Here is a 2,431-nt window from a genome sequence, read left to right on the forward strand (position 1 = left end):
ATAAAATAATCATTGAAAACTGTAAAAAAAATTATATAATATTGATTATATATAAATACTTAATTTAAAACTTTAAAGGGGATAACTATGAATAGAATCGGAGTTATTGATATAGGATCAAATGCAGTTAGAATGACCCTAGCTGAAGTATGGGATTCTGGATATTTTAGAATTATTGATGAGCTAAAAGAAAGTATTAGACTTGGATCTGATTTAATCAGTTGCTCAATTATAAGTGAAGATAAAATAAATTTTACATTATCAACAGTTAAATCATTTAAAGATATGTGCATATCTTCTGGTGCTTCCAAAATAATAACTGTTGAAACTGAAGCTTTAAGACAAGCTGAAAATAAAGCTAACTTTAAAAGCAAACTTTTAAAAATTTTAGACTTAGATATTAAGACATTAACTAATGAAGAAGAATTATATTATAATTTTTTAGGTGCTAGAAATTCATTATATATAAAAAATTCTCTTCTAGTGGATATAAATGGTAATACAACTCATTTAGCTTGGATAGTAGATAATGAAATTTTTAAAAAAGTTTCATTACCTTTTGGATATGTTACTTTAACTACCTTATTCAAATTAGATGATACTATTTGCTATGAAAACAATGAAAAATCACTTAAATATATTATTGATAACCTTAAAAATATAGATTGGTTATGTAATAATTCTTTTGAATCTATAATAGGTATTGGAGGTTCAATTAGAAATTTAGGTAAAATTGATCGCAGAAAAAAAAGATATCCAATTGATTTATCTCATAACTATGTGTTTTTTGATTATGATATTGAAGACTTATATCATATGTTAAAAAGCAAAAATTTAAGACAAAGAAAAAAAATCGAAGGATTATCTAATTCTAGAGCCGATGTAATTGTAGCTGCTACGGGTATACTAAAACAAATTCTTAATTTCACACAAACTTCAAAAATAGAAATAAGTGGCCGTGGGCTTAGAGAAGGTATTTTATATGATTATTTAGAACAAAATTTTAATAATAAAAAAGATATTTTAGATGCAAGTTTAAAAGGAATTATGGAAACTTTAAATGTGAATTACCCTCATGCTTATAATGTATATAATTTAACTAAAAAATTATTTAATGAATTATCCTCTTTACATAAATTGGATAATTCCTTTAATAATATAGTTAAAACCGCATCTTTACTTCATGATTGTGGTATTAGTATAAGATACTATGATCATCATATACATTCTTTATATATAATTCTTAATTCACCTTTAAACGGACTAAGTCACAAAGAGATTTTAATGAGTGCTTTATGTGCAGCCTTCCATAGAAATAATTCTTTTGAAATATCTTTACCTAAATACTCTACTATCTTAAACAGATTAGATATTGCAAATATTGAATTTATTGGAGTTTTATTAAAGTTATCTGAAGGCTTAGACAGAAGTTTAATAGGATCTATAAAAGACTTAAAAGTATTAATTAATGATGAAAATGTGGAAATTATTCTTTTCTCAGATGAAAATTTAGATTTAGAAATACGACAAGCTTATAGATGTACTGAAAAATTTAAAGAAATTTATAAAAAAGATCTTATAATAACAAAAAAGAGTGTTATTTAATCAACACTCTTTTCTTAATTATTATTTTTTAAAATACTTTTAGTTGCTTCTTCTGATTTTTTTATTTTTTGTAAAATTTCTTTAGATAATTTATTTTTTGCTTCCTCTGATTTTAATGTATCTTCAGCTGAAAGAATTTTATATTTAGTATTTCCATTATTATCATTATATTTATAAACCCATGTAGGTATTATTTTATAATCTTTTATAACAATATCTTTTTTTTCGTTTTGTCCTATTTTAAATTCTAATATAACACCATCAGATGTTTCTGATTTGCCTATGGTTTCTTTACTTTGATTGGATAAAAAATTTCCCATAGAATATACCACTATAGTTTCTTCTCCCTGTTCATTTTTAATTTTTTCTATTGGTTGTATCACATGGGGATGACTTCCTAAAACTAAATCAACACCAAAATTATTTAATTCTTTAGCTATTTTTTTTTGATATTCACTTGGGTTTTTATCATATTCAATTCCCCAATGCATACCTACAATAATAAACTCAGCTCCTTCATTTTTCATATCATTTATTATATTTTCTATTTTATTCAAATCTTCTTCTAAGGTTTTATATCCAAATGTATTTATTAATCCATCAGCTTCCTTAGGAATTTTTTTTTCATTTAAAGTTCTTTCTCCATTATTTTGAGGTGATTCAAAAACAAAAGATGTAATACCTAAATTTATGCCATTTCACTAGTGTTTAATCTTTGGATTCAAATACCATTGACAAATTTTAATTAGAAAAAAGTTTATAAATTACCAAAAATTTAGACGTGAAAATAGCCGGTAACCTTTGTTTTAATATAATTACCAAAAAC

The 2,431-nt window shown here is 23.8% G+C and carries 2 protein-coding genes; one reads left to right on the forward strand and one right to left on the reverse strand.

The genetic code is table 11. The features are described from left to right. Nucleotides 1–87 precede the first annotated feature (87 nt). Nucleotides 88–1,605 (forward strand): Ppx/GppA phosphatase family protein, encoded by a 1,518-nt coding sequence (locus GBZ86_RS14955; RefSeq protein WP_152891975.1) that lies wholly within the window; start codon nucleotides 88–90, stop codon nucleotides 1,603–1,605. A 14-nt stretch (nucleotides 1,606–1,619) separates the two neighbouring features. On the opposite strand, the gene GBZ86_RS14960 is transcribed toward GBZ86_RS14955, so the two are convergent. Next, nucleotides 1,620–2,297 carry a CapA family protein gene (locus GBZ86_RS14960; protein ID WP_327445282.1) on the reverse strand — a complete coding sequence of 226 codons (678 nt, stop codon included), beginning with the start codon at nucleotides 2,295–2,297 and terminating at the stop codon, nucleotides 1,620–1,622. Nucleotides 2,298–2,431: the final 134 nt, after the last annotated feature.

This window comes from Clostridium tarantellae (assembly GCF_009295725.1).
GTDB lineage: Bacteria > Bacillota > Clostridia > Clostridiales > Clostridiaceae > Sarcina > Sarcina tarantellae.